The organism is Paenibacillus sp. FSL H8-0317 (assembly GCF_045040685.1).
In the GTDB taxonomy this organism is placed as follows: domain Bacteria; phylum Bacillota; class Bacilli; order Paenibacillales; family Paenibacillaceae; genus Paenibacillus.
The window spans coordinates 4,237,370-4,264,136 of sequence record NZ_CP150294.1 but is presented as its reverse complement, the minus strand read 5'-3'; the positions used below and the strand labels follow the sequence as shown (position 1 = coordinate 4,264,136).

Annotated in this window: 29 protein-coding genes and 1 riboswitch; of the genes, 27 read left to right on the top strand and 2 right to left on the bottom strand. The window is 45.4% G+C overall.

The window, feature by feature from the left end:
- Positions 1-16: 16 nt before the first annotated feature.
- The 25 genes from rnz to MHB43_RS18830 all read left to right on the top strand — a co-directional run bounded on the left by rnz (position 17) and on the right by MHB43_RS18830 (position 23,787).
- Positions 17-955 carry a ribonuclease Z gene (gene rnz / locus MHB43_RS18950; RefSeq protein ID WP_221821679.1) on the top strand — a complete coding sequence of 313 codons (939 nt, stop codon included), beginning with the start codon at positions 17-19 and terminating at the stop codon, positions 953-955.
- Positions 956-1,311: 356 nt separating this feature from the next.
- Positions 1,312-2,121, top strand: a complete 810-nt coding sequence (locus tag MHB43_RS18945) for a TIGR01457 family HAD-type hydrolase (protein ID WP_091020714.1) — start codon at positions 1,312-1,314, stop codon at positions 2,119-2,121.
- 6 nt (positions 2,122-2,127) lie between these two features.
- Positions 2,128-2,949 (top strand): Fpg/Nei family DNA glycosylase, encoded by an 822-nt coding sequence (locus tag MHB43_RS18940; RefSeq protein WP_405117715.1) that lies wholly within the window; start codon positions 2,128-2,130, stop codon positions 2,947-2,949.
- A complete protein-coding gene (locus tag MHB43_RS18935; protein ID WP_237175735.1) occupies positions 2,939-3,787 on the top strand; it encodes a deoxyribonuclease IV in 849 nt (282 codons plus the stop codon). Before MHB43_RS18940 ends, MHB43_RS18935 begins: the two co-directional genes overlap by 11 nt.
- A gap of 19 nt (positions 3,788-3,806) precedes the next feature.
- Positions 3,807-4,145 (top strand): cyclic-phosphate processing receiver domain-containing protein, encoded by a 339-nt coding sequence (locus MHB43_RS18930; RefSeq protein WP_017688046.1) that lies wholly within the window; start codon positions 3,807-3,809, stop codon positions 4,143-4,145.
- Positions 4,145-4,462 carry a thioredoxin family protein gene (locus tag MHB43_RS18925; RefSeq protein ID WP_237174856.1) on the top strand — a complete coding sequence of 106 codons (318 nt, stop codon included), beginning with the start codon at positions 4,145-4,147 and terminating at the stop codon, positions 4,460-4,462. The genes MHB43_RS18930 and MHB43_RS18925 overlap by 1 nt, the downstream gene beginning before the upstream one ends.
- Before the next feature lie 2 nt (positions 4,463-4,464).
- Positions 4,465-5,238, top strand: coding sequence for an ABC transporter ATP-binding protein (locus tag MHB43_RS18920; protein ID WP_221821791.1), 774 nt, complete (start codon positions 4,465-4,467; stop codon positions 5,236-5,238).
- 6 nt (positions 5,239-5,244) lie between these two features.
- Entirely contained in the window at positions 5,245-6,294 is a 1,050-nt protein-coding gene (locus MHB43_RS18915; protein WP_339186892.1) for an SAM-dependent methyltransferase, read from the top strand.
- Between the two features lie 190 nt (positions 6,295-6,484).
- Positions 6,485-7,963, top strand: coding sequence for a serine/threonine protein kinase (locus MHB43_RS18910; protein WP_405117714.1), 1,479 nt, complete (start codon positions 6,485-6,487; stop codon positions 7,961-7,963).
- 26 nt (positions 7,964-7,989) lie between these two features.
- Positions 7,990-9,009: an SAF domain-containing protein gene (locus MHB43_RS18905; protein WP_405117713.1), complete on the top strand. Its 1,020-nt coding sequence runs from the start codon at positions 7,990-7,992 to the stop codon at positions 9,007-9,009.
- Positions 9,010-9,084: 75 nt separating this feature from the next.
- Positions 9,085-9,798, top strand: coding sequence for a hypothetical protein (locus MHB43_RS18900; protein WP_221821662.1), 714 nt, complete (start codon positions 9,085-9,087; stop codon positions 9,796-9,798).
- A complete protein-coding gene (locus MHB43_RS18895) occupies positions 9,795-10,625 on the top strand; it encodes a hypothetical protein (protein WP_405117712.1) in 831 nt (276 codons plus the stop codon). Before MHB43_RS18900 ends, MHB43_RS18895 begins: the two co-directional genes overlap by 4 nt.
- 7 nt (positions 10,626-10,632) lie before the next feature.
- Complete coding sequence (locus MHB43_RS18890; protein ID WP_405117711.1) at positions 10,633-12,459, top strand: ATPase, T2SS/T4P/T4SS family; 1,827 nt, start codon at positions 10,633-10,635, stop codon at positions 12,457-12,459.
- Positions 12,449-14,515: a hypothetical protein gene (locus tag MHB43_RS18885; RefSeq protein WP_405117710.1), complete on the top strand. Its 2,067-nt coding sequence runs from the start codon at positions 12,449-12,451 to the stop codon at positions 14,513-14,515. The genes MHB43_RS18890 and MHB43_RS18885 overlap by 11 nt, the downstream gene beginning before the upstream one ends.
- Before the next feature lie 62 nt (positions 14,516-14,577).
- Positions 14,578-15,063, top strand: a complete 486-nt coding sequence (locus tag MHB43_RS18880) for a hypothetical protein (protein ID WP_062834890.1) — start codon at positions 14,578-14,580, stop codon at positions 15,061-15,063.
- A 16-nt stretch (positions 15,064-15,079) separates the two neighbouring features.
- Positions 15,080-15,478, top strand: coding sequence for a hypothetical protein (locus MHB43_RS18875; protein ID WP_221821654.1), 399 nt, complete (start codon positions 15,080-15,082; stop codon positions 15,476-15,478).
- Positions 15,475-16,026: a hypothetical protein gene (locus MHB43_RS18870; protein WP_237174865.1), complete on the top strand. Its 552-nt coding sequence runs from the start codon at positions 15,475-15,477 to the stop codon at positions 16,024-16,026. Before MHB43_RS18875 ends, MHB43_RS18870 begins: the two co-directional genes overlap by 4 nt.
- Positions 16,013-16,996: a hypothetical protein gene (locus MHB43_RS18865; RefSeq protein ID WP_405117709.1), complete on the top strand. Its 984-nt coding sequence runs from the start codon at positions 16,013-16,015 to the stop codon at positions 16,994-16,996. Before MHB43_RS18870 ends, MHB43_RS18865 begins: the two co-directional genes overlap by 14 nt.
- Before the next feature lie 138 nt (positions 16,997-17,134).
- Entirely contained in the window at positions 17,135-18,685 is a 1,551-nt protein-coding gene (locus MHB43_RS18860; protein WP_405117708.1) for an ABC-F family ATP-binding cassette domain-containing protein, read from the top strand.
- A 75-nt stretch (positions 18,686-18,760) separates the two neighbouring features.
- Positions 18,761-18,870, top strand: a riboswitch (TPP riboswitch).
- A 191-nt stretch (positions 18,871-19,061) separates the two neighbouring features.
- Positions 19,062-19,757 (top strand): thiamine phosphate synthase, encoded by a 696-nt coding sequence (locus tag MHB43_RS18855; protein WP_405117707.1) that lies wholly within the window; start codon positions 19,062-19,064, stop codon positions 19,755-19,757.
- A 17-nt stretch (positions 19,758-19,774) separates the two neighbouring features.
- Positions 19,775-20,947, top strand: coding sequence for a glycine oxidase ThiO (thiO, locus tag MHB43_RS18850; RefSeq protein WP_405117706.1), 1,173 nt, complete (start codon positions 19,775-19,777; stop codon positions 20,945-20,947).
- Entirely contained in the window at positions 20,944-21,147 is a 204-nt protein-coding gene (gene thiS, locus MHB43_RS18845) for a sulfur carrier protein ThiS (RefSeq protein WP_405117705.1), read from the top strand. The genes thiO and thiS overlap by 4 nt, the downstream gene beginning before the upstream one ends.
- Before the next feature lie 2 nt (positions 21,148-21,149).
- The gene (locus MHB43_RS18840) at positions 21,150-21,917 is read left to right on the top strand and encodes a thiazole synthase (protein ID WP_237175737.1); all 768 of its coding nucleotides are present in this window, start codon (positions 21,150-21,152) and stop codon (positions 21,915-21,917) included.
- Positions 21,914-22,963, top strand: coding sequence for a ThiF family adenylyltransferase (locus MHB43_RS18835; protein WP_405117704.1), 1,050 nt, complete (start codon positions 21,914-21,916; stop codon positions 22,961-22,963). Before MHB43_RS18840 ends, MHB43_RS18835 begins: the two co-directional genes overlap by 4 nt.
- Before the next feature lie 119 nt (positions 22,964-23,082).
- A complete protein-coding gene (locus MHB43_RS18830) occupies positions 23,083-23,787 on the top strand; it encodes a winged helix-turn-helix domain-containing protein (RefSeq protein WP_405117703.1) in 705 nt (234 codons plus the stop codon).
- Positions 23,788-23,897: 110 nt separating this feature from the next.
- Here the strand turns inward: MHB43_RS18830 and MHB43_RS18825 are convergent, their stop codons facing one another.
- On the bottom strand, positions 23,898-24,398 hold the full coding sequence (locus MHB43_RS18825; RefSeq protein WP_221821642.1) for a C40 family peptidase: 501 nt from the start codon (positions 24,396-24,398) through the stop codon (positions 23,898-23,900).
- A 297-nt stretch (positions 24,399-24,695) separates the two neighbouring features.
- Positions 24,696-25,337 (bottom strand): thiamine diphosphokinase, encoded by a 642-nt coding sequence (locus tag MHB43_RS18820; protein WP_221821641.1) that lies wholly within the window; start codon positions 25,335-25,337, stop codon positions 24,696-24,698.
- A gap of 182 nt (positions 25,338-25,519) precedes the next feature.
- Between MHB43_RS18820 and MHB43_RS18815 the strand changes: the two genes are divergently transcribed.
- Positions 25,520-26,221, top strand: coding sequence for a trimeric intracellular cation channel family protein (locus MHB43_RS18815; RefSeq protein WP_076210112.1), 702 nt, complete (start codon positions 25,520-25,522; stop codon positions 26,219-26,221).
- A gap of 1 nt (position 26,222) precedes the next feature.
- On the top strand, positions 26,223-26,693 hold the full coding sequence (locus tag MHB43_RS18810; protein ID WP_221821639.1) for a low molecular weight protein-tyrosine-phosphatase: 471 nt from the start codon (positions 26,223-26,225) through the stop codon (positions 26,691-26,693).
- Positions 26,694-26,767 lie beyond the last annotated feature (74 nt).

Genomic DNA, 26,767 nt, shown 5'->3' with positions numbered 1-26,767 from the left:
AGAGGTGCGATCCAGAATGGAACTATATTTCCTGGGAACTAATGCTGGTGTACCTACGCTTCAACGGAATGTAACTTCCATTGGGCTACGCATGTTGGATGAGCGCAGAGCTTTGTGGTTGTTTGACTGCGGGGAAGGAACGCAGCACCAGATTTTAAGTTCTCCGCTTAAACTGAGCAAATTGGAGAAAATATTCATTACTCACCTGCATGGGGATCATGTATTTGGACTTCCAGGACTGCTTTCGAGCAGAGCCTATCAAGGTGGCACCACACCATTAACCGTATATGGTCCGCCAGGTACGGAACGAATGATCAGTACAACAATGGAGCTTAGCCAATCCCGGGTTAACTATGAGTTGAATATCGTGGAACATACGGGCGGCGTTCTGTTCGAGGATGACAGTTTTATCGTGGAAGCGGCTTTGCTTGAGCATCGGATTGACAGCTATGGATACCGGATTACGGAAAAAGATCGTCCAGGAAGCCTGGACCCAGCCAAACTGGCGGAATACGGTTTGAAACCAGGCCCATTGTTCGGCCGGCTCAAACGTGGAGAAACCATTACGCTGGATAACGGTGATTCGCTTCGTCCAGAAGATGTATTGGGAGCGCCAAAACGTGGTATGGTAATCACCATATTGGGTGATACACGTCCATGTGACAATGTACAGCCTCTTTCCATCAATGCAGATGTGCTTGTGCATGAAGCTACATTCATGCATGATCTGGCCGATACAGCGCATGAGTACTATCATAGTACTTCTAAACAAGCGGCAGAAGCGGCTAGAGCAGCCAATGTAGGGCAACTAATCATGACTCACTTCAGTTCACGCTATAAGGATGAGGATCAACTTCAGCCACTTTTGGAAGAGGCTCAGTCCGTATTCCCGAATACCAGACTTGCAAACGAACACCAGCTTATTCCTGTCGTGCATCGCAAGCAAGAATCTTAACCCTGATTGCGAACCAGTGCACGGTTAAACACGTCATATAAAGATCCGGGTAATTGCACGGGACTGAGGGAGAGGAACTCCCGCGGTCCCTTTTGCAATCTGGCCAGAAAGCGTGTAGGATGGGCAATATGAAGAGGGAAATGATTCAAATTATTTTCCGGGAAAGCGCAGGAAATGACAAGCTTGTACAGAAGACGCGCGAGTTAAACCGTCGGTGTTCGATTCGGTTCGACTTGTTGCGTACATATGTCAGCAAGCCATTATTTTTTGCCTGAATACATAGGTTCGCGGTCAAGTTCGAGGTAAATGATTAAGGACATGAAATGTTAATGGAATAAAGAAAGGAAGTGCTGTGTGTGATTAAGGCCTATCTGATTGACTTGGATGGTACGCTCTATCATGGCAGACATCGTATCGAAGGAGCCGATCAGCTTATTCGAACACTGCAAGAGCTAGGAAAGCCATATTTATTTGTAACAAATAATTCTTCCCGTACACCACAAGGTGTGGCAGATCATCTAAACGGGATGGGCATACCTGCCGACGCGTCTCAAGTATGTACTTCTGCTGTGGCGGCTGCTGAATATGTTGCTGAAGAGTCCCCGGGTGCAAAAGTGGCATGTATTGGAGAAGCAGGACTGCTGGAAGCCATAGAAGAAGCAGGATTACAGCTGACGGAAGATGCACCAGATTACGTGATACAGGGGATTGATCGTGAATTTTCCTATCATAAACTGACCAAGGCGCTAAGGTGGATTAATGCGGGATCAAAATTCATCATGACCAACCCGGATCTGCAGCTTCCTTCCGATGATGGACTGACACCTGGGGCGGGGACTATTGGAGCAGCAATTGAAGCAGCAACCGGAGTCCATCCTACAGTCATAGGAAAGCCATCGAGTGTTATAATGAAGTCGGCCATTAGCAGGCTAAACCTGGCGTCTCATGAAGTGGCAGTGATCGGAGATAATATGCGAACCGATATTGCAGCTGGAGTGGCAGCAGGGTGTGAGACACTGTTGGTACTTACTGGTGTGACAACACGAGATAATATGGATGGACACATTCAAGCAGCGAAGGCTCGACCTGATCATGTGTTTGAAGATTTGCATAAATTGATGGAGTGGCTGTCGCAAGAGGCAGACCAAGCTTCCAAAAAGGGGTAATGTACGATGCCGGAACTACCGGAAATGGAAAATTACCGGACCTTGCTGTCCGAGAACATACTTGATCTACTGATTACAGGTGTTGTAATTAACCGCGATAAAACGATAAATACGGAGCCTGATCTGTTCATCAATGAACTTACAGGCAATCGCATCATATTTGTTGAGCGCCGAGCGAAGCATCTGATTTTCCACTTGGCTAATGGTAAACGTTTGGTGCTGCACCTCATGTTGGGCGGTATGATTTTCTGGGGCACGGAAGAAGAACGTCCTGATCGTTCCACACAAGTGGAAATCCAGTTTGGCGATCACATTTTATTCTTTATTGGACTGCGCTTGGGTTATTTACATCTGCTTACTTCGAAAGAAACCGAAGAGGCGATGTCTGATCTTGGACCTGAACCTTTGGATCGACGGATGAATGTGGAACGTTTTGCTTCTCTGTTGAAAGGGCGTCGGGGTACACTTAAGACAACGTTGGTAAACCAGCATATCATTGCAGGGATTGGCAACTGTTATTCGGATGAGATTGCCTTTGCTGCCGGTCTCAGACCAAGCTCCAAAACGCAGAACATCGTGAATTCACCTGAGCTGACGGAGCGCTTGTTCCATTCGATGCAGTCCGTGTTGCGTGAAGCAGCTTCTGAGGGTGGTTATATGGAAATGCCACTGATGCAAGGAGATACGAAGACAGGAAGTTTTGACGAGCAATGTCGGGTGTACGATCGGGAAGGCGAGACTTGTCCGCGCTGCGGGGGAACGATTGAACGAGTGGAAATTACGGGCAAGAAGGCATTCTTCTGTCCGAAATGCCAGCATGAGGCCTAACAGCGGAATCGGGGCACATGTCAGCACTAGAGGTGGATTTCTTCAGGCAGCCAAGAGAGCACATGCAATGGGGGCAACGGCATTTCAGTATTTTCCGAAGAACCCGCGTAGTCTTGGTCTGAAAAGTCTGGATCTCAAGGATGCTGAGCAGTGCAGGGATTGGTGTGAACAGCAGGGACTTGCTTCGATTGCACATTCACCCTATCCCACGAATCCGGCGTTGGGTATGACCCGTGGAGAGGCGGGGTTTCATGCTACAATAGCTTCTATTCGCAATGATCTTGAAATTTCGAATGCTTGCGGTTCTGTTGGGACAGTGGTCCATTTTGGACATATCAAAACAAACGATCCGCTGGAGGGTTATCAGAACCTCATTCATTGTCTGGATACCGCCTTGGAGAATTGGAATGGACATTCAAAGGTACTGATTGAAAATCAGGCAGGTGATCATGGCCCGATGGGCACGACAATGGAAGAAATGATACAGATTCGCAAATTGAGCCGATATCCGGAACATATTGCTTTTTGTTTTGACACATGCCATGCTTTTGCTTCAGGTTTGTGGGCGTCAGGCAACGAAGCGGTGATGCTCGATAAGGGCAGGATGCTCGGATATTGGGATAATGTTGCTGCTGTACATTTCAATGATTCCAAATATGCGTCTGGTTCATGTAAGGATAGACATGCGAGAATCGGACAGGGTTATATCGGAAATGAATCGATGAAAGCATTGTTAAATGCGCCTGAGTTTCAAAATGCGGTTGTTGTGCTAGAGACAGAAACGGGCGAAGATGGAACGCACCATGATGATATAGCGCTCATGCGTTCCTGGTTATAATGGGGAGAGGAGCGATTGTATGCATGTTTTTCTGGATGACTATCGGGCGTGTCCGAAAGGATTTGTTCTGGCAACAAATGCAGAAGAGTGCCTGATGCTGCTAAGAGAAGGTGACGTGGACATTTTGTCTCTGGATTATGAGCTTGGTCCGGATTCGCCTAACGGCGGTGAGGTAGCGGCATCCATTGTACGAGAAGGTTTATTTCCGCGCGAGATCTATTTGCATACGTCCAGTATGTTTGGGAAACGCCAGATGTACGAGATGTTATATAGCAATAAGCCGGATTCGGTAACCATTCATAATGGGCCAATGACGGGTGAGGTCATGCTGCGAGTTGCCGCGGGAGAAGAAAGTTAATGAAGCCAATTACATCCAAAATGTTAATGCGCAGTGTATGGGAAGGCATGCCACAGGCTGTATTTATATATACCCCTTTATGTGGGACATGTGCGGCAGCACGGCGTATGTTAGATGTCGTTGAGCACATGCTGCCAGAAGGTATTTTATCCGAAATGAACATTCATGACATTCCTGAACTTGTACAACAATTTCAAATTTCAAGCGTACCAGCAGTGATGCTGTTTGACGGCCAGCAAGATGTTCCAAAAATGGTTTATCGGATGAGCTCTGTGGAGCATTTGCTCTCGGAGATCCGAAAGGCGGTGCTGAAATGAGTATAATCTCGATGGAGCATGTCTCACTTAGACGAGAAGAGAATCAAATCTTGGATGACGTACATTTGCGTATCGAACAAGGCGAACATTGGGTTATTCTGGGCCGGAATGGTTCTGGAAAAACAACGTTACTCGAAATGATGAACGGATATATGTTTCCAAGCCAGGGACGTATTGAAGTACTCGGTAATTTGTATGGACAATGTGACGTCAGGGAAGTACGTAAGGAAATCGGTTATATCAGCCAGACGTTAATTGAGAAACTCACACCCAGAGATCCGGTATGGGAGGTCGTCGCTACAGGAGCTTATGCTTTTTTGCGTTTTTATCAGACAATTCCTGATGAAGTAAAAGCAAAGGCAATGAGTTTGTTAGGTGACATGGGTTTTGCCAATCTGGCTAACAACGCGCTGGGAACGTTATCCCAAGGGGAGCGTAAAAAAGTCATGCTTGCTCGTTCGTTAATGGCTGAGCCAAAATTGCTAATTATGGACGAGCCTTGTGCCGGACTGGATTTATATGAACGTGAGAAAATGCTGGCTGAGATTGATCGTCTGCGCCAGCGTAACATTACAGTTGTGTATGTAACACATCATGTTGAAGAGATCGTACCTTTATTCACGCATGTGGCCTTGATCCGCGATGGACGTATTGCCGCGGCTGGCCCTAAGCATGAAGTTTTGACACAAGATACAATTAAGCATACGTACGATGTTCCGGTCGATATCCAGTGGGATAATGGTCGTCCATGGATACGCGTACGTTCTGGAGGGTAACACAATTTGAGTACACAATCGTCTTGGGAAGAAGGCAACTTCTCCCGTTTTATCTGCACAGCCAATCATGGCTTTGCCCCTTATGCTCAGGAAGAGTTGCGCCGTACGTTTGGTGCGGTGAAGAGCACGGTACTCGTACCAGGAGAAATACTGCTTGCGGGTCTGCCTGTAGCGGAGGAAGAAGTTGCAGATAAGCTGTGGGCAGAGTATCCAACGTTTTTACGTCATATTCAACCTGTTCAGTTTCAGGAGAATACAGAAGATTCGGAGCAGTCTATTGAGAAATTGATTGCATTTGTGTTGAATCATAAGGAATTGAACGGTGCCTCTGTCGTGCTACAGGTACGGAAGACAGAAGGTGCCTTTTGGCAAGAAAATGCAGCCTCATTGAAGCAACTGCTAACTGAAAAGCTGGATGAGCTAGGCTGTGAATGGGTTGTACGTGATGCTGAATATGTCATTTCTGTATTTGCAACGAATGATATGTTGTATGCTGGCATATCCAGACCTGAACAGAACTTGTCAGACTGGAGCGGGGGAGCCGTACGTTTTCAAAAAGAAGATGGGCAGATCTCGCGGGCCAAATTCAAATTGCTTGAAGCCGAGCAAACGTTTGGCATTGACTTTACTTCATTTCATAAAGCACTTGATATCGGTGCAGCACCAGGTGGATGGACCTCCTTCCTGCTTGAACGTGGGCTTGAAGTAACGGCGGTAGATCCGGCGAAGATGGATGCGACCCTGCTGGCATCACCCAAACTGACTTTCTTGAAAAAGAATGCAGGGGATGTTCGTTTCCGCGAAGGAGAATTCGATCTGCTCGTATGTGATATGAGTTGGAGTCCGAAGCTGATGAGCCGACTTGTATCAGACCTTCTATATAGTCTGCAACCCGGGGGGACAGCAATTGTTACCGTGAAACTGTTGCATAAAAAACCGCTCGCGCTCATTAAAGACGTCATTGATACGTTTGAGCGTTCACGGATGCAGATTCAACGTTCCAAGCAGTTATTCCATAACCGGGAAGAGATTACACTTTATATGGTCAAATATTAAGAAATTGATTCGATTAAGCTCATTAAATTTTGTGCTTTACAATCTATTCCTGTCTGTACTATAATGATACCAATATTAACCATAACAAACCTGAGGGAAAGCATCCCGAAGTGAACGAAACCGGATATCCGGTCTGTTCTTCTTCGGTGAGGCTTTCCCTTTTTTGTTGTGTATTAAAGGAGGAATTGGTATGAGACATCCGGCCAGGCTGGAACGCGGAAGCCTGCTGGGAGGTAGATATCGTATCGTATCCATTCTGGGAACAGGCGGAATGAGCCATGTATACGAGGCGGAGGATCTGAAGTTGCCGGGCAAGTTATGGGCAATTAAAGAAAACGTAACGATTATGCCATATGAAGGCAGTATGGAGACGGAAGCCGCTCTTCTGACATCTCTTCGTCATCCAAGATTGCCGCAAATCGTTGATTTTTTTGTTCCGGATGAAGACGGGTACACATACTTGGTGATGGAATACATCGACGGGTTAACGCTCAGTGAGTATTTCAAGCAGTGTCGTGGGAAGATCCCAATGGAGCAGTTGACGGAGCTTGTACTTCAATTGCTGGATGTGTTGAGTTATTTGCATAATCTGAATCCACCTGTGATCTATAGGGATCTGAAACCATCAAACATCATGATCACGCCGGAACATGAAGTAAGATTAATTGATTTTGGCATCGCCAGAAGTTACAAACCGCAAAGTGCTGAAGATACCGTTAAGTTGGGAACCGCTGGTTTTGCCGCTCCAGAACAGTATGGCGCGGGTCAGACCGATGCCCGTTCAGATCTATATGGACTCGGAGCATTGCTGCTGTATCTTATGACAAGTGGGGCCTATACGGAATGGATTCAGGGTGTGGAAAGCTCTATCCGGAGTGATGTTCCACGGACGTACATTCCTGTGGCAAGAAGACTGTTAAGATATAATGCCGAGGAGCGATTCCAATCTGCCGATGAGGTGCGGAAGGAACTGCTTCGAATACCCGGTGGAATAACGCCTGGTGGAGATGCAACCATGACCTTGAATGGCGGAACAAGAGTGATTGCCTTGACTGGTGCTTCATCTGGTGTAGGGGTTACCCACACGGCTATAGCTATCAGTCATTATCTCGAAAGGCAAAACTTCAAAGTAGCTGTGATTGAAATGTCACCTCGCTCTCAATCCTTTGCAAGAATTCAACAAATCGCTCAAGCGGGTAAACCAGTGCCAGCAGGCAGACAGTTTGCAGTGGATGGTGTGCATTATTGGAAACAATCCGGGCGAGCGGATATTTTGTCTTTGCTTGGGGGGAGTTATCAATTCATCGTGATGGATCTTGGTAGTGGTCAGGATCAGAACCGGCTGGAAGAATTCCTGCGTGCAGATCTACCAATTGTTATAGGCTCAGGTGCCGAATGGAGACAGGCGGAGATTGGCGCTTTTGTTCGGTCACATCATCGGTATCCACGAGAGAAATGGATCTATTGTCTGCCCCTGGCAGCAAGTGAGGCAGTTCAGCGCATTCGTAAAGCTCTGGATACATCGAGTGTATATGGGCTGCCGTTACATATTGATCCTTTTGACAAGGACGCACAGATGGATAAAGTGTTTTCTCATATTTTAACGCATATGATGGCACAGCAGCCCAAGAAACGTTCATTCTTTTCAAGAAGGAAAGTACATGATTAGAAGAGATTACGAAAGGAGAGCCTCTTTTGTCTAAATTAAGAAAGCAAAGCCGTCAACTGATCTATGCCGGACTTATCGGAGCGGGAGCTGTAGGGTTGGTGTTTGGAGGATATGTTATTTACAATGTCAAAACGATGGGGGATGTCAGGTCAACTGTAGAAGCCCGTTATTTATCGGCATATGAGGAAAAGGAAGCTGAATTAAAGCAACAATGGGATTCGGGAGCACAAGGATGGGTTACGATTCGGGATATTGAAGCAGGTGAACCGATATTACCGGAGGATCTGAAGCTCATTGCTGTTCCGGATGCACAAGCACCGCGAAACCTCTGGTCCAGTACCAAGCAGATGGAAGGCCAAGTGGCCAAAATAGAGTTGAAAAAAGGAACAGCCATTACCACCGAGATGGTGTATGAGGATGTACCGGCTCCGCCTGATTTAAGAAATCGGGAGCTGCAAGTTGTATTACTGCCGTCCTCACTCGTTAAGGGAGATATTATTGATGTTCGTATCCAATTCCCTACCGGACAGGACTATGTTCTCTTATCGAAGAAAAAAGTGGAACGACTGAATGCAGCTACCTTATGGATTACGATGACGGAGGAAGAGATTCTGTCACTCTCAAGTGCAATTGTAGATGCCTATTTACATAAAGCTTCAATCTATGCCTTAACCTATGTAGAACCACAGTTTCAGACACCTGCAATCGCGACGTATCCTGCCAATTCAGAAGTGTTAAAACTGCTGGAGAGTGATCCGAATATTGTTCGACGAGCCGAACAGGAATTATCCAGACAGGTGCGAAGTTCGCTTGAAAGTTCACTGGCCGCCTCCATGACAGCACCGTCAAAAGGGGTTGAACAGGATGTGGCACAATCCTCAGTTACATATAACAGTCGTCCATCATCAAATAATCCGGCAACGTCGGATGGAGTGATGTGGAATGATGGTTCAGGTAACGGAGCAGGAGCTAATGCTGGAAGTGTAAATGATCCTGCTGAAGCTTTACAAACAGAACAGCAGAGCTTGTTAACGGGTGGAGAATAGAGCGAAATCCGAGGTTTACTTTAGGATAATTCAGATAACAAGAGGTTTAAGAAAAAGAAAGGAGTTGTAACATCTATGCATACATGGATCTTTGCGGGTTTATGTGAGAAGAATGATCTGATGTTATATCTTTGCAAGATATTGGCTTCAACAGGCAACAAGGTCTTACTCGTAGATGGAACCTTACAACAGAAGTATGGGTACGGTGTTGGTGACAGTCAACAGTCTTTGCGAATTGCGGAATTTGAGGGATTTGATATCGCTTGTCATTTTGTCACTTCAGCAGCTGTAGAGAATCATCTTGAAGTAAATGGAGAGCGATTGGACAGTTATGACTATGTGTTATATGACATGGAGACCTCGCATTTTGCATCCCGTAATCTCTGGCTGAATGCCGATGTAAGAGTCTGGGTGAGTGATTATGAGCGTTACAATCTGGAACGTGGTAAGGGCTGGTTGAAGCGGTTGCTTGAAGAACAGTCATTACCTGGTGAGCTGCCATTTCAGCGGCTCTTAATTAACGGGGTTGACTGCAAGCTTGAAGCTCGTTATCTGTGGGCGTATCTGGAGGGCAGTCCGTTTGTGTGGACAGGAGAATCTTTAGTTCTTCCGTGGGATGAGTTAACAGCGGCGGTTAAGCTTGAGAATGAGCATCATCGCCGAGTTCATCTTGGACCTTTGTCACGAAATTACAAAAAATCGTTGTGTCGCGTGGTCGAGCAGTTAACAGGTTGGGAAAGTGTTCGCAGTCGTCGTGCGATGAAAGAAGCAGAGAGGATGAGAGCATGAGCACCATTACCTTTTGGAGCCCTTTTGCAGGAACAGGTTGTACTTCAAGCACATTAATTAGTGCTTATGCGATGGCACTCCACTACAGGACAAGAGTGTTACTTGTTAATGCAGGCGTTGCAGGAACTGGCACAGAAGCTGCTCTACCGTCCAAAGATACGGATTCAGCGGATTTTATGTTCTCCTTCGAAGAGGGTGGCTGGGATGCGATTGAACGGCTGCATTCGAGCGGAAGTCTGAATAAGCACAATCTCAGGGATTATACCAAGCCACTTCTGAAAGAAAGACTTGATTTCCTAACCGGAAGAATGGATGAGATGGAACGTTCCCCGCAGGAACATGGTGAGACTGTGAAAAAGCTGCTGAATGTAGCTAACGAGTATTATGATCTGGTTCTTCTGGATGCGGATCATGCTGGTGTGGATTCACGGCTCAAGCTGCAACAGGCGGACTATGTTGTAATTAATCTCGATCAAAATATGCGAAATCTGGAGTTGTTCTTTGAAGAGATCCTGCCAGAACGAATGAACAATATGAATATACATGTTGTAATTAACAAATACGATTCGCATGCCCGTGCAACGCTTTCCAATATTCGGCGCCAGTTCAGATACAAAGGCACGATATCTGCGATACCGTACACAACCGGATACCTGGATGCAATGAATCGGCGAGATGTCGCTAGATACTTGCAGTTGGAAAGTTTGACTGAGGATAAGGATATTCGTAAAGGGAGCTTTGCTGCAAGCATGAGCGAACTCGCTCGCCTGATTATGGACGGTGCAGGTATGCGCACAGTTCTGAAGAGGCTGGAAAGGGGAGCCTGAACCTCCGATGCTCTGGAATACCATATGGATAAGTTTAATTTTGATTCTGTGCCTGACTTATATCTGGTTCAAGTACAGAACGTTTCTTCGTGAAAAGAATGCTCGTGTTCCTGAACAGGAATCATTCACGATTGACATGTTAATTGAAAAGGTGAAGAACTCACTTCATGAGCTTAGTCATAGTCAGCTCGCGGATGCGGGTATGCATGAAGAAGAATATCGTCGAAGAATTAATCAACGTGCCGAGATGAGAAAAGCACTGAAAGGCTGTGTCTCAGGCAGTGTCAGCGACAAAACGTATGTTAAAAATCTGATAGGGGATCTGCTGACCCGAAGCATAGGGCTGAACAAGTCAAATGTAGATGAAGTTATTTTGTTTGCAGAACCAGATTTGTTGACGATCCAGGACCGATTCGAAATTGTGTTTTATCTGTACCGACAGCAATTCGGTGTGGATGCACTCTCCCGCATGATTGATACCTATGATCTGGGAAGACTGCGAATGGAGGAAGGTACGGACGATGGAGGAAGTTATTATATTTCTGAGGAGGATATTCAGTATGTTTTCGAGTGCGAATATCGAGAGCTTGGATTCAGAGAAAAGACGGATATTATCGTGCAACGTATCTATCAACATTATAAAGGGTTCTCGGTTGTTGATGAGATAAGGGACCAACGGATTGACGGCGTTAGTGGTGGTGTCAGCGGTATGCTTGATACTGTTCATAATATGGGACTTCGAAAACCGGCATCATGGAATGATTTGCTGGATCAAGGACTGGAGGATGATGCACATGAAGAACCGCTTAGCGGCATGGAAAGTGTCTGGATTTTTTATAAAGGTAAGTCCATTCATCTATCCTTTCTGTCGTTCGGCAGCATCCGTGAACTGAAAAGGGTATGCCAGAATATATACAAATACAATTATCCCGGACAGCTGTCGGAAGCAAGTGGATACAAGGTGAACGAGATGAAAGACGGCTCCCGTGTCGTTGTTGTTCGTCCTCCTTTTGCAGAATCGTGGGCATTCTTCGTCCGGAAGTTCGATATTCCGAATGCTTCACTTGAACAATTGATTACGGGTAACAACGCAGATCTGCCAATAACCCTGCTTCAATACCTGATGAAAGGAAGCCGGATTACAGCTGTAACCGGTGCACAGGGTTCTGGTAAAACAACGTTGCTTATGGCTATGGTCAAACACATCTATGCATCGTACACCCTTCGGGTGCAGGAGATGGCGTTTGAACTTCAATTAAGACGGATTTATAGCCGACGTAATATTTTGAGTTTCCGAGAGACTGAACACATCTCAGGTCAACAAGGGCTTGATTTGCAGAAAAAAACGGATGGTACCGTCAATATTCTTGGTGAGGTAGCGAGTGATGAAGTGGCCGCATGGATGATTCAAATGTCTCAGGTAGCCAGTCTGTTCACCCTGTTTACCCACCATGCCAAAACGTTTCGTGATCTGGTCTTCTCCCTCCGTAATTCCTTGCTCAAGACAGGTATGTTCCAGCATGAGCATATTGCTGAGGAGCAGGTTGTGAGTGTCATCAATTTCGATGTTCATATGAAGAAAGATGCTGAGGGACGAAGATATATCGAACGGATTACGGAATGTCTTCCTCGTGCGAATCAAGGTGACAGCGTGGAAGAGAGGGCAGGTTTTACATTTCGTAATGTTGTGGAGTACAGAGATGGAGCGTATGTTGCAACAGCTCCAATCTCCTCTGGATGCATGATGGATATGCGAGAACAGATGACATTACAGGATGCTGAGAAGTTTGAACAGTTTATGAAGCAACACTGGGGTGATCAGTATGACAATTAAATGGATTCTGCTCCTCGTATTAAGTATTTGTGCAGGAGGTTTGCTGATCACACTTCTGGTTTTAAGTATGTTACGTCACAGAGGAGGTGGTTCAGCAATTCAATCCGGCGTGATTTTTGCTCCTAGCGGGAAGGGATTCAAGGGATTGGGATCAATCTTGTTGCAGTCCTATCGTCTTGGAATGAAAGTGCCACTGCTATCAGCTTATATTCTACAGGTTCAGAAACGTATTTCATTCCGCCATGTTGGGGATGAGCCTTCACTTCGCAGGCTGACGATGACAGTGGTTCTGATTATTCTTGGAGGTTATGGAGGAATAAGTGTCATTCTGTTTTTACTACAGCCGGGTATCGCTTTTGTAATGCTTTCCGTACTCTGTGCTGTGGTGCTAAACAGTCTGGTATTGGATATGTGCCTCAGTCGTATGGAGAAAAGGTTGCTGGTGCAGATGTTGGATCTGTTTGCAGATGTAAGGCATCGGTATCATCAGCATGGCATGGTTGAGGAAGCGCTCTATGAAGCCGCTGAAGCAGGTACAGGAGAAGCGGCAGAACAGGTAAGACTGATCTACGAAGCTCTAACTTCTCCAGATCCAAATGAAGCACTTGAGCGTTATTATGAAGTGGCTCCCAACCGTTTTCTCAAAGGATTCGCCGGCGTTTCCTATATGGTCATGGAGTTTGGGGATAAGGACAGAGCACAAGGCTCTATCTATCTTAAAGGACTGGGTAACCTGACTCAGGAAATTCATCTGGAGATTTTGCGGCGTGATAAATTGGATTACCTGCTCAAAGGACTTAATATCATTGCGCTAGCTCCGGTATTGTTCACCGCTCCAATCGAACGCTGGGCTAGAGTCAGTTTCCCAACGATGGATGAATTTTATCGCAGCAAAATCGGTTTTGTTACCAAAATATCGATCTATGTCATCATTATCCTTGCTTATTTGCTTTTGCAAAGGCTCCAGCAATACGATGAGACCCGTTACCGGTCAGGGCATAAGCATTCATGGTTGGATCAGTTTCTGTACAGGCAAACCTTCATACGGAAATTGGCAATGTTGTTTGCAGCAAAACCTGGCAGTGCACAGTACAGTCAAACGATACGGCTCATGAGGGAGAGCAGCTCAGAGTTGAAATATGAATGGCTTGCGATCCGACGAGTGATGTTATTCGCAGGTTGTTTGGTCCTTACAATGGGTTGCATCTTGCTGTTGCACCAGGTTGAACGTAACCACATCTTGCATGATCCGATCCGGGATGATCGAATGTTTGGTGCAATGGCTGAAGCGGATCTCAAGAAAGCTGAGGAAAAAACAGCATTAGATCAATCCGTACTGAAAAGTATAGAAATGAACCGAGGAGCTACATACGAAGAAGTCTCCAAAGCGTTACAGCAGTTATCTCCCGTTCAGTTGGACCATGATACTCAGGCTGAGACGATCGCGCGCATTATGCAGAAACTTGAGGTGTATAACAAGCAGTATGTACGCTGGTGGGAAATGATTATAGCCATTCTCATGGGTGCAGCAGGGTACTACATGCCCGTATGGCTCATGATATTTCAGCGAAAAATGCGAAGGTTGGATATGCGACATGAAATCTATCAATTCCAGACAGTGATATCCATTTTGCGTGAAATGGACCGAATGTCAGTCGAGGAGATATTGGAATGGCTTAATCGATTTGCCGTCATTTTCAAGCGCCCGCTGCAAAAATGTTTGTTGCATTTTGAACATGGACCAGAGCTTGCACTTGAACAATTAAAGGAAGAGGCGGGCTTGCCCGAGTTCCAGCGACTGGTTGATAAATTGCAGCTTGCCCTTGGCAAAATCTCAATACGTGAAGCCTTCGATGATCTCGAGAGCATGATGGCATTTTATTTTGAACAACGCAAGCAGGAGTACAGCAAAATGATAGATGTCAAAGCATCTTGGGGGAGAACCATTGGATTCACACCTATGTACGCCCTTATCTTTTTGTATCTGGTTATTCCATTGGTCGGTATGAGTTTTTTGCAAATGAGCATTTATTATGAGCAAATTCAGAAACTGTAGCACAATTCATCTGTGTGATAGTCTGAAATAGTTTAATATCTTATAACTTGGGAGGATTTATTATGAACAATGCATCAAGCGCTTTAAAGGTGGCAGCAGGGATATTTTTAACAATCGCTTTGATCACAATTGTAGTTCTGTTGTTTATTTCAGCTCAGGAGGCAACCAAGACGGCCCAGAACAATTTTGCTGATATCCAAACCGAGTTGTCCCAGGCTGCATTTACAGTATATGACGGAACAACTATTAGTGGATCACAGGTAACCAATGCGCTGCGTAAATATGCGGACAAGGATCAGTTCGGTATTCAAGTCATTACAGGTAAAAATAAAGCGGGTCAATGGTACGGTAATCAATTGAATATTTCACAGGATCTCAATAATGCGGACTACGGCTCGGTTATTGCGCCTGATGATAAAGTGGGGATTATTAACCAGACCATGAGTGAAAAAGACAATCAATATGTCAATCCAAGTGGTAAATTCAAAGCCATTATCGTAAAAGACCGATCCAACGTGGTAAGAGGGCTGATCTTCCAGCAATCCTGACAGGAGTTGGTTTAACATGTCCCGGAATACCCAGCATCTCATGTTGTTTTGTACGGCGGTTGTCCTGTTTGTGACAGCCTGCCTGTACGGGCAACATAATGTTAAGATTTTATCAGCGGCCTTAAACGACAGAGTTCAGACAAAAGCAGGCATGGAAGGCCGGCTGACAACAACACTGCATACCACCAATCCGTATCAGTATAGTGGTGCGGAAGTGTTGCATACCGTAAGACAGATGACAGGCACAGGCATTCCTGTAGAGGTAGATGGAACTTCGTATGTGATCGATCCACTTGTCAGCAAAACAGCGACTATTCCTGTCCAGCTCGATGCCACCTACAGTCCGGAGTTTATACGAAATGAAACTGGAGAACTGCTCAAGATTGTTTTTTGGAAGGAGGCCAGTGTGAATTGATTAATGCCGCATCCAAGCTGCTTGCCGTATTGCTCGCAGTCCTTTTGCTCTATGTGTACCCAGCTGCTGAAACAGCTGATCGGCAGGATGATATAGCACGTATGACGGCTGTTCAGAATGTAACACGTTTTGTTGATGCTGTCCGAACGAAAGGGTATATTTCACCTCGAATGTTGGCTGAGTTTGAGGAGCAACTGGCCCAGACGGGCAATCTGTATGAGGTGTCGATGGAACATTTGCATAAGAAATATGTACCTCACTATACAGACCCGATGGACCGTAACAGTTTTACCGGAACTTACGAGGTAGTTCAGGATGGATATTATGCAGCTCAGATTCGAGAGCGACTATTCCCATCCTCAGGTGTGATACCGGTTGATGATCCTGGCCGAAGATATACGTTGACCACAGGGGATTTTTTCACCGTGACGCTCCAAAATACAAATCGTACACCTTCCATGCTCATTCGTGAATGGTTGAGTGGTACAGCTCAGGCTTCAGCGGTATTTGTAACATACGGAGGTATGGTTCTCAATGAAGATTACTGAGCTGTCCATTGTATTCGTGCTGATCTTCTTCCCACTCTTCTGGATCATCTCACTCCATACCCAAGATGCCGAAGAGGCTCAATATCTTGGTCAACGATACAGATCTGCACTTCAAACTGCAGTCATGGATGCAGGTGCGGTGATGCATCAGAATGAGAAACAAAATGATGAAGCAGGTTATGATTCAACCAAGTTTGTTAAAGCGGACAAGGAGCTCGCCTTGTTGACATTTACGCAGACGATGGCTTTGAATATGGGGATTCAGAATGATCCCGTTGCTATTCGAAACATGTTTAATTACATTCCTGCCGTGGTTATTCTGGATTATGATGGCTATTATATGTTGTCCACAGAAACAGAGATGACGGGTAACCTTGAAGATTCTTTCAGGCAAGTATGGAGCCCCAAGAAACCTTATACATATTCAGATTCTAATGGTAACAGTATTAACTTTACACTGGACGACTACGTATATGCCTATGACGCAAACGCAGGGAAATGGATTGAGGGATTTCAAAAAGAACTGGCTTCAAACACACAGATTCCTTTACTTCAGAATACCAGCGTATTTGAGCAAGTTAGACAAAGCCGGATTGTGACTATTGTGCAGGATGATCTGGCTGATGTGATTAACCGCCATAATGAGTTTGCCAGAAAGAACGGTATTTCTTATACGTTTACGATGCCCCTGATTGCGCAGGAAGATTGGTACAACTCCATTAACGATACAGGGATTATGGCCTTTATCCAAGGTATAGGTGTGGGTGACCAGAAAATCAACAATTACGCAATTGGTGGGGGCAGACTTGTGAAGAAAACGGCCATCGTAGGTGGGGTAGATCCTTTAACGGGTATCAAGTACTACTATCCCTCCACATGTGGTAATGGTTACCGTGCTGAAGAGGTGTTCACAGACGCAAGACAAGCAGCTGCACAAGGCTATTTCGAATATAAGTGCTCTAATCGTTAGGGTAGCCTGTATGACAAAATCATGGAAGAGGTTCCTGAGCTGTTTACATTACTTTCAGAAAAGACGGGACTTGTGCTAGAATAGGGTTTCGGAACAATCACAAAAGTAATGTCTAATAGATAGGAGCAACCTCATCTTATGAGTTTATTGTCAGTAGAGAACGTAAGTCACAATTTTGGAGATCGCACGTTATTTAAAAATGTATCGTTTCGTTTACTTGCCGGAGAGCGCGTAGGACTTGTTGGTGCCAATGGTGTGGGTAAATCCACATTAATGAACATCCTTACCGGTAAATTGCTTAAAGATAGTGGAAAAGTGGAATGGACACCTAAGGTCCGTTATGGATATCTGGATCAGCATACAAAGCTTACGCCAGGCAAAACCATTCGTGACGTTCTTAAGGATGCATTCCTTCCGTTGCTTGAATTGGAAAAAGAAATGATGAATATTACGGACCAGATGGCAGATGCAGATCCAGACAAGCTGGAGCAGTTGCTGGAAGAGATGGGCGATATTCAAGAACAACTGGAACAGGGCGACTTTTATCTGATTGACGTAAAAGTGGAAGAGATGGCCAATGGTCTTGGTTTGTCCGCAATTGGTCTTGATCGAGATGTCGCAGCTCTAAGTGGTGGACAACGTACCAAGGTGCTTCTTGCCAAGCTTCTGCTCGAGAAACCTACAGCTCTTTTGCTGGATGAGCCGACCAACTATCTGGATGTAGAACACATTGAATGGTTGTCACGTTACCTGAAGGACTACCCGCACGCGTTTCTCTTAATCTCCCATGACACGGAATTCATGAATGAAGTCGTAAATGTCATTTATCATTTGGAATTTGCCAAATTAACGAGATATGCAGCGAACTATAACAAGTTCCTTGAGATGGCTGATATGAATAAAGCCCAGCATATTGATGCATACGAGAAGCAGCAAGAGTACATCAAGAAGCAGGAAGATTTCATTCAGCGTAACAAGGCACGTGCTTCAACTTCAGGTCGAGCAAAGAGCCGGGAGAAACAGCTGGACAGAATTGAACGTATTGATCGCCCAGATGAAGCGGCCAAACCAACGTTCAAATTCAAGGATGCCCGTGCGAGCAGCAAAACGGTCTTTGAGGGTATTGATTTTGAAATTGGATATACGTATCCTTTGCTGCCCAAAATGACGATGACAATTGAACGTGGTGAAAAAATTGCCATCGTAGGTTGTAATGGTGTGGGTAAATCGACACTGCTGAAAACTATTCTGGGCAAAATATCTCCACTGAGTGGAAAGACCTTCTTGGGAGATTATCTCGAAACGGCCTATTTTGAACAGGAAGTTCGTGCTGGAAATATCACGCCGATTGAGGATGTTTGGAATGAGTTTTCACATTTGACCCAGAATGAGGTCCGAGGTCATCTCGCTCGCTGTGGGTTGAAAAATGAGCATATTACCCGTCCGCTTAACATGCTGAGTGGTGGAGAACAAGCCAAGGTTCGTTTATGCAAACTCTTGATGCGTGAAAGCAACTGGATTCTATTCGATGAGCCGACAAACCATCTGGATGTCACAGCCAAAGCGGAGTTACAGCGTGCTTTGCAAGAATTCAAGGGAACGGTGTTACTGGTATCTCATGAACCTGATTTTTACGAGGGTTGGGTCACCAAAACATGGAATGTCGAAGAATGGTCTGAGGAAAACTAGACGATTCAAGACAATGTTTAACAGAAATGACGGTGACAAAAAAATCCGTCTATGGTAACATAGGCTACAACTTCATATGAACACTAGGGGGGCCGCACGATGCGGCTGAGATGGAAGAATGCGATTCCGGACCCTTTGCACCTGATCTGGATCATACCAGCGTAGGGAAGTGGCGAGCGCGTTTCAGTGAATGACGTGAGCAAACGGCAATTCGAAGGATTCAACCGTCTGTTTAACGAATTGAAACATGCAGTTGCGTGTATAACGTTAAGGCTATAGAGTCTATAGCTTTATTGCACGAAATGAACTGTATGTATCAGTCAGTCATCTGGTCCTATAATTAATACGCAGCCACTCCCCTACGGGAGTGGCTTTTTTGTGTTTTCATAGCATTCATGCCTGGAAGGAGATGAACAGTACGGTATTTTCTCATGAACATGTACACGGATCATTTGAACTGCATGTTGTATCTACGGGTGCAGGGGATCAAGCATCTTTTGTAAAAGCTGCAAAGAACGTGTGGCCTTGGGTGGACTATATTCACATACGAGAGAAACAACTCTCGTGGCAACAAAAGATCGCTTGGGCTGAAAGTCTGCGTGGTGTTGGCGTTCCATCTTGTCGTATCGTTATCAATGGTTCAGAGCTGCCTTCACAGAATGACATCCATGGCGGTGTACATTGGGGGCAAGATGCAATACGTAACTATAACCCTGCAGCTATAATCAATGTGCAGCGACTTCGTCTGGGTGTATCTGTTCATTCAATCGATGAGGCAAAAATCGCTGAAGAACGGGGAGTCGATTACCTTTTCTTCGGGCATGTCTACTCAACCAACAGTAAGCCTGATCTTGAACCAAGAGGATTATATGCTCTGGCTGAAGTGTGCTCCGGTGTCTCCATTCCTGTCATGGCGATTGGGGGCATCGAACCGGGAAACATTCACTCTATTCGCTCTGCAGGCGCACAGGGAGTCGCTGTGATCTCGAATATATGGGCGAGCGAGTCCCCGGATCGGGAGGCTGCATTATTAAGGCAGGCTATCGTTGCTACAGAAAGTCTGAGCCGCTGAATCAAGGAGATGAGAGGATGAAAAAGATCATTACTGATAGACCGGATAAGTTTCATGCAGAAACGATTATTGTAGGTGGAGGCGTTGTTGGTTGTGCCATTGCATATGAACTTGCTTCCCGTGAACAGGATGTGCTGTTGCTGGAGCGTTCGGCGATTGCAGGAGGCACTTCTTGCGCGGCGGCTGGAATGCTGGCGGCAGATAGTGAGGACTTTGCTCATCCTTTGATGGCTAAGCTCGCCAGACAGAGTAGACAGTTACTTATCGAGCAACAGGTGCTTATGGCTACACTCAGTGAGGTAGAGACTGGTCTGCAACGCCAGGGATTCTTAACTCCTTTTCGTTCATACAGTGAATTAAGTAGTTATAAGGACAATCGGAAGTCTGCGTTGTCTGCTTCTGCTGATGAGGTGTGGTGGGATCGTTCCGTTGTGCAGCAGGAGGCATCATGGCTTAACAGAGATACGTATGGAGCCTATTACAGACCTTACGAGAGTGAAATTCTCCCAGTCCACCTAACGAAGGCATACGCCGAATCCGCTCAAGCAATGGGAGCACGGGTTATGGAGGACATACAGGATATACGTGTGCAAGCAAACGAACACGGTGTGCAGGGAATCACCACATCGATCGGTGAGATGAGATGCAAACATGTCATTATAGCGGCTGGATTACAGAGTGAAGAGTTGATGAGACATGTGAATCTGAGCTTGCCTGTGTGGTCGGTAAAAGGTGAAATAGCCGCCGTTCAGTTCTCAGATGAACATGCAGGGTACAGACCTGACAGAACGGTGTATGCAGAGGATATCTATATTGTTCCCAAAGCCAATGGCGAAGTTTGGCTCGGGGCAACCAGTCTGCCAGGCAGAACGGATCTGAACGTTTCTGTACAGGGTGTTCAGAAGCTGCTAACAGCGGCTACCCACTGGGTGCCTGGGATGAAAGAAGCACAATTTATACGAGCGTGGGCAGGCGTAAGACCGGCAACTCCCGATGGACTGCCTTATATAGGTGCTTGCAAGAGTATACCCGGGCTGTTCGCCGCCTTTGGGCATTACCGCAACGGTATCTTGCTTAGTGCGATAACAGGCAGGCTTATCGCTGAGTTGCTCGCTGGCAAAAGCTCAGAAGAACTCGGAATTGAGGAGCTGAGCCCTGAGCGATTGAATAGAAAGGGAGTGGTGCAGTGAATATCATCGTTAATGGTCAACGGACGGAGATTGAAGAAAGATTGAATCGTGTGGATAAATTGCTCCAATCTTTTGACCTGCAAGTTAAGACTGTAGTTGTTGAGCTGAACAAGCATATCTTAACGCGTGAGTATCATGAGTCAACGGCATTAAGAGAAGGCGATCGAATTGAGATTGTACATTTTGTAGGAGGCGGTTGATGATGTTGAACATTGGTAAATATACGTTTGAGTCCAGATTGTTGCTCGGAACAGGCAAGTTTTCGGATCTGGAAGTGCAAAGTCAGGCTGTGGAAGCATCTGAAACGGAAGTTTTAACCTTTGCTGTTCGTCGTCTAAATTTGGAGGAACGTAATCAGAAGCATTTCCTGGATACGTTGGATTTGGACAAATACACACTTCTTCCGAATACGGCAGGGGCTTCCACTGCGGAAGAGGCGGTGCGGATTGCCGAGCTTGCGCGGGCTTCAGGACTTTGTGATATGATAAAAGTCGAAGTCATAGGAGATGGAATGACGTTACTCCCAGATCCGATTGAAACGTACAAGGCTTGCGAAATTTTGCTTGAAAAGGGCTTCACGGTATTGCCTTATATTTCGGATGATGTCATTCTGGCCAAAAGGCTGCAATTGCTTGGCGTACATGCTGTAATGCCTGGCGCTTCTCCCATCGGAGCTGGCAGAGGCATCATCAATCCCTATAACCTTGAGATCATCATTGAGCAGGCCGTTGTACCTGTGATTGTGGATGCAGGGTTGCGCTCCCCAAAAGATGCTGCTTATGCGATGGAACTTGGTGCAGATGGTGTATTGTTAAATACAGCCGTATCCGGATCAGGCGATCCAGTGAGCATGGCTAAAGCGATGCGATTGGGGGTAGAAGCAGGCAGATTGGCATATGAGGCAGGCATGATTCCCATAAAGCGTTATGCAGCAGCCAGTAGTCCGGTGGAAGGAATGGTTCATACATGACAGATCAATTAACATCCTCAGAACAGGCCGATCGTTATTCCAGACAGGAACGTTACGCGCCACTTGGCAAGGAAGGCCAGGCCAAATTGAGCGACAGTAGAGTTTTAATTGTAGGCGCTGGGGCACTCGGAACAGGAATTGCAGAAACGTTAGTTCGTTCAGGAGTTGGACACTTAACGATTGTGGATCGTGATTATGTGGAGTGGAGTAACCTGCAGCGACAGCAATTATATGTAGAACAGGACGCGATTGAGCGGATGCCGAAGGCGATGGCAGCGGAAAAACGTTTATCTGCCATTAATTCCACGGTTCATGTGGAAGGGAAAGTGTTGGACGTCAGAGTAGATGAGTTGGAAGAACTCGTTCAGCATACCGACTTGATCATGGATGCAACGGATAATTTTGATACCCGACTACTCATTAATGATATGGCACAGAAACACCATATTCCCTGGATTTATGGTGGATGCGTAGGTAGTTACGGCATCACCTATACGTTTATGCCAGGAGATACGCCATGTTTAAATTGTTTGCTGGGTGAAGTCCCTTTGGGTGGAGATACCTGTGATACGTCTGGCATCATACCTCAAGCGGTACAGATGGTAACGGCGAATCAGACCGCAGAAGCGATGAAGTTACTTAGTGGCAATGCAAATGCATTGAGACGTAAGTTATTGTCATTTGACGTGTGGAGGAACGAATACATATCCATCAATGTGGATGGTGCGAAAAAGCAAGACTGTTCTTCCTGCGGCACTTCGGCAACGTATCCATATCTTTCTGCGTCCAATCTGGAGAAAACCGATGTGTTATGTGGCAGGGACACCGTTCAGATCCGACCTGCACGGCGTATGAATCTGGATCTTAAACATACGGCAGAACGTCTGGATAGACTTCAAGAAGGAAAAGTGGAATCCAATCCGTTTCTGGTTTCTTTTACAACAGGGGTCTATAGAATGGTCATTTTCCAAGATGGACGTGTCCTCGTACACGGAACAAAAGACACAGCTGAAGCACGTACGCTCGTCCATCGCTACTTTGGTTAAAGCAAGAAAGAAACAAAGTCTGTTCCCTTAAGGGAATGGACTTTTTCATTTTACGGCATGCTATCTGTACCAACCATTGCTGCGAGCAGTGGGGATAGAGACAGGCCGGGTGAAAAAGAGTGAAAACAGCCATTTTGCTGATTGGAGCAGGAGAGCAGGTCAGCCTTATTCAGGATGTTTTATGTAGCGAAGGGTATAAGGTGCAACGAATGGAGTGGTCCGAACTAAACCAATCCGTCGAGCCTTCGTTGCTGCATATTAACCTGATCATCCTGGTAGACGAGGAAGAGGGGAATGAACATTGTGGCCAGGATCAGAAATTAGAGTTAAAACAGTGGATAGATAAAGGTCATGTTATACCTCTACTCGTTATCACTTCTAATGCATCTCCTCAGTTCATCGTGGAATGGCTGGATTACGGAGCTAATGACGTGATGGAGGAACCTATCCACTTGACCGTGATGCTTGCCAGAATACGAAATTTATTGCGTGTTTTTGCGAATGCAACACCAGAGGGTGAGGAAGTAATTGTAGTTCATGATCTTAAAGTCAATTTGCGTTCAAGACGGGTAAATCGTGCGGGTGAATACCTGACATTAACGCCAAAAGAATACGAATTGCTGGAATATTTGGCTCTGCATGTGAATGAAGCATGTACCCGGAGTGATATTTTGCGGGAAGTATGGGGATATGAGTATGCGATGGATACCAACGTTGTGGATGTGTATATCAAACATTTGAGGGTTAAGGTAGATAAGGGAAGAAGTGTGAAACTGATTCATACTGTGCGTGGGATCGGTTATATGCTGCATGATAAAAATTAGATTACGAAGTTAGTTCCATGAAACACCAGTTTAGAGTGTGGCAAAAAGAGGGTAAAAATAAAAGACCGGATAGTAACCTCCGGTCCTTACTGATTAGCTATAATGTGATTCTAAAGTACACGACGAGCTTTAACATACGTTCTCTTCCAAGTACCGGAGTTCAGATCAGAAAGGGTTACGCCTGGAGATCCGTACGTATGCAGAATCTTACCATTTCCCGCATAAACGCCTACGTGAGTGACATTGGAGCCGGTAGAACGGCTACCACTGGAGAAGAATACCAGATCTCCGACACGCAGATTAGCTTTAGACACAGCTTTACCTTCTTTGGATTGTTTCACGGAAGTGCGCGGCAAATCTACACCATACTTTTTGAAAATATATTTCATAAAAGAAGAACAGTCAAAAACCTTGGTTGTTGAAGTTGAAGCACCAAATTTATATGGAGTTCCAGTGAACTTTTTGCCATAGTTAACAATTTGTTGACCTTTGGATACAGAAGCAGTTGCTGCCTGTGCAACAGGTGCGTTAGTCATTAGTACAGCTCCAAAACCTAGTGTAGCGCACAACCCGACGGTTACGGCCTTTTGGACAAAGATGTTTGTTTTCATGTTAGTTAGTACCTCCAAAATTCGTTTTCGTTAAGTTGCTAGAGCGAGTATAACAGCTTTGTAACAGCCTAGAAATTGGATAGAGGAGTGTAATCCCTTGCGCCACAATGGTTTGGGTATGTTTATTAAAATATGATTAAAAATGTCAAAAAATTAATCATTGACGGATGAAGAATTAAGATGAAACAACAAAGACCCATTGAATATCAAGGGTCTTTGTTATGTGTGAACCTATTTTCTTCATTGAATCACTGGTTACAAAAACGTAATAAATAATTATGAAGCATACAAATAGATTCAATCTTTGCTCTGAATAATCAGTAATAAGCCACTATCAATAGTGACTGTACCGGAGGAGCCTAATAGCTTGTTGCTTACACCCAAGGATTGTCCCATGCGAATGGTGGCTTGATCTAGCGGATACATAAAACCATCCAGAGTTATTCCTGCAACTTCATGAGTCAAGGGGAGCAGAGAAACATATTTATAGTCACGGTGCTCAACCACAGCTTTGGATGTGGTCAGTGTCATGTAATTGTGCTTGTCCTGAATGGCACAGGAGATATGATGCTGCATCGCGCGAACCATAATATGTACATTGGCGAGTGTGTGATCCATACGTGTACCTGTAGCACCTAACATTAAGATGTGAGAAGGTTCATAATCTAGCGCTGTCTCAAAAGCCATTTCTGTATCAGTAAGATCCTTATGAACAGGGTCACATGTAATGAACCGAATGCTATTATTGCTTACAATGATACATTCCTCTTCAGTAATGGAGTCGAAGTCTCCTACTGCAATGTGAGGCTGAATGCCGTGTTCAATTAAAAATAATGCACCACGATCGGCCGCGATGATCATATCATCTTCTCGTATTTCCTGAAGTAATTCTACAGATAAGTTTCCGCCTGTAAAAATAACCACTCGTTTCACCGTCATTTTATTTCATCCTTCCTAATTCAGAGCAAAATAGGTCATTGTTCAAATATAATGTTGGAACCTGTACAAATATATTCACCAAACCAGTATAATCCACAAAATGTGGTTGCACAATTTCAGTGCTCGCGGATACAATGGGTAGAGCGACATGGAGATGACTTGAAAAGTGAGGTTTGAACAGGTTGGACTTACACATTTTTGAAGTATTCAGCATTATAGGCACTATCGCATTTGCAATGTCCGGTGCCTTCGTGGCTATGGAAGAGGAGTATGACATTCTGGGTGTACTAGTGCTTGGACTTGTCACGGCATTCGGAGGCGGGATTATCCGGAATGTACTTATAGGTATACCTGTAACGACACTGTGGAGTCAGGGATCACTTATTATGTTAGCCCTAGTATCAGTAGCGATTGCGTTTATATTACCTCTCAAGTGGATTAGTCACTGGAAGCGAACAGAGGCGCTGTTTGATGCAATCGGACTCGCAGCATTTGCAATTCAAGGGGCTCTCTACGCGGCGAACATGGGACATCCTATTAGCGCAGTTATCGTTGCAGCAGTAATGACCGGTATTGGTGGGGGCGTTATTCGTGATGTGCTTGCAGGACGTAAACCGCTTGTATTGCGTGACGAAATCTATGCTGTATGGGCAATGACAGCCGGTTTTGTTATAGGTATGGGTTGGTTAACAACAAATGCCGGATTGTTGCTTTGTTTCGCGGCCGTTGTGTTTTTCCGGATGTGTTCTGTACATTATAAATGGAAACTGCCACGTCGTTCGTTGGTGCCGTCTGAGACCGGGAACGTCAGTCCTCAGCCGGAGAGCATTGTGACACAGCCAACATCGTCGGTACTTCAAGGTACGCTAAGCAAGGGGGATTAATATGATTAATGTTTTGTTTGTATGTCTGGGCAATATATGTAGATCACCAATGGCTGAAGCCGTTCTGCGTCACAAAGTCGTGGAGAAGGGGCTTGAACACCAGATTCGTGTGGACTCTGCGGGTACAGGGGACTGGCATGTTGGTAAACCTCCGCATGAAGGGACTCGAAATTTGCTGGATTCGTACCAGATTTCCTATGCCAATATGGCAGCGAGACAATTCGCCAGCGAAGATTTTACTCAATTTGATTACATTGTATGTATGGATAATTCGAATGCAGATAATGTGCGCAACGTTCCAGGTGGAGCTGAGTCGGACATCATCAAGTTCATGGACATGCTTCCCGAGGAAAAACTCAGAGAAGTACCTGACCCATATTACACAGGCAATTTTGAAGAGGTGTACGAGCTGGTTAACGCAGGCTGCGATGTTCTGTTGAGTAAGATTGAAGCGGAACATTCCTTAGCCTAAAAAGTAAACGAAATTCATGCTCAATTTGTAATTCGACAAAGAAGCAGGATTAGAGCGCTTAAAGCAAGCAGGAT